Annotated in this window: 2 protein-coding genes; both read right to left on the bottom strand. The window is 36.5% G+C overall.

Annotation, left to right across the window (positions count from 1 at the left end):
- Window positions 1-173: 173 nt before the first annotated feature.
- On the bottom strand, window positions 174-377 hold the full coding sequence (locus G4407_RS17070) for a mobility-associated LCxxNW protein (RefSeq protein ID WP_173689690.1): 204 nt from the start codon (window positions 375-377) through the stop codon (window positions 174-176).
- Between the two features lie 9 nt (window positions 378-386).
- The coding region (locus tag G4407_RS16130; protein ID WP_173689691.1) for a transposase at window positions 387-1,151 on the bottom strand (765 nt) is incomplete at its 5' end.

Raw genomic sequence — 1,151 nt, forward strand, 5'->3', positions numbered from 1 at the left:
GGATAATCAAAGTTCTTGAGGGTTTGCCGAACTAATTGAGGGTCAGTCGTGAGGGGTTGGCCCTTTTAGAATGCCAGTTTTTGAGGGTTTAGTTTGAGGGGCTGGTTTGAGGGACAAACTTGAGGGGCGAGTTTGAGGGTCTGGAATAATTCCAGGCCCTCTTGAATAATTATTCAAAAATCATATTCGTTAGGATATGGGATATCGTTTTCGAATAAGATTTTTTGCAGTGTTTGAATATATTTGTATTGACGTTCAATTTCAATCCAGTTGCCATGACATAGTGAGTATGCCTCTTCTAATTCATAACATGTAAGTTCATAATCTGTCCAAAGTGGACAGGAATGGTTCTTGCTAAAAGCACAATGGTTTTTCATAAATTCCTCCTAAAAATCATCCTCTTCTAAATATAGAACAGGGTTGTAATCCGTGATACCGTTTAATACAGGAACTGATCTGGTTGCATATAAAAAGCGATTTCTAAAATGCTCGAAGTTGCGGAAACCTCTGCCAAGTCGTTTTAAATCTTTAATTTTTCTGTTGATGGATTCAATAGGTCCATTTGATAATCGGCTATCATAGATTCTTCCATTACCGATTTTTTCAACCATAATAAATGAGTTGATAATGGAAGATTTATATTTCTCTAAGAGAGAAGCGAATTCACGAAATATCTCATGTCTTGATTTCCGGTATGTTTCAATCAATTTCTCCAATTCGATTTGAGCCTGCGAAGGATTACCGCCATTTCTGGCATTGAATTGAAGATAAAGTTCTTTTAGGTCTCTGAACTCTTTTAGTTTATAGTCTATGCGAAATAACGCATCTTCATAATCATATGTGTTCATGAGTGCATGGAAATGCGGATCCATACGTGGATCAGTATGATATCGAATATTTGATTGATTACATAGAATAAGCCAACGGTATTTCTGAAGCAGGTAAACTTCATCAGATGGTGGAAGAGATACCGGCACTTGCTGTTCAAGAGACAGTTTATCCTGGTATTCACGATCACGCTGACGGAACTTCTTTAATAGCTGACGAATATAATTATCAATCATACGAGTAATCCATTGAATGACATGAAATGAATCTACGACAGAAACTGCATTGGGAAAATATTTTTCCACATAAGAAATGTATGGATT

The organism is Allocoprococcus comes (assembly GCF_013300725.1).
In the GTDB taxonomy this organism is placed as follows: Bacteria; Bacillota; Clostridia; order Lachnospirales; family Lachnospiraceae; genus Allocoprococcus; species Allocoprococcus comes_A.

What these genes read in the sequence shown, in the direction of transcription:
- G4407_RS17070 (WP_173689690.1), bottom strand. Translation starts at nt 377, where the DNA reads ATGAAAAACCATTGTGCTTTTAGCAAGAACCATTCCTGTCCACTTTGG.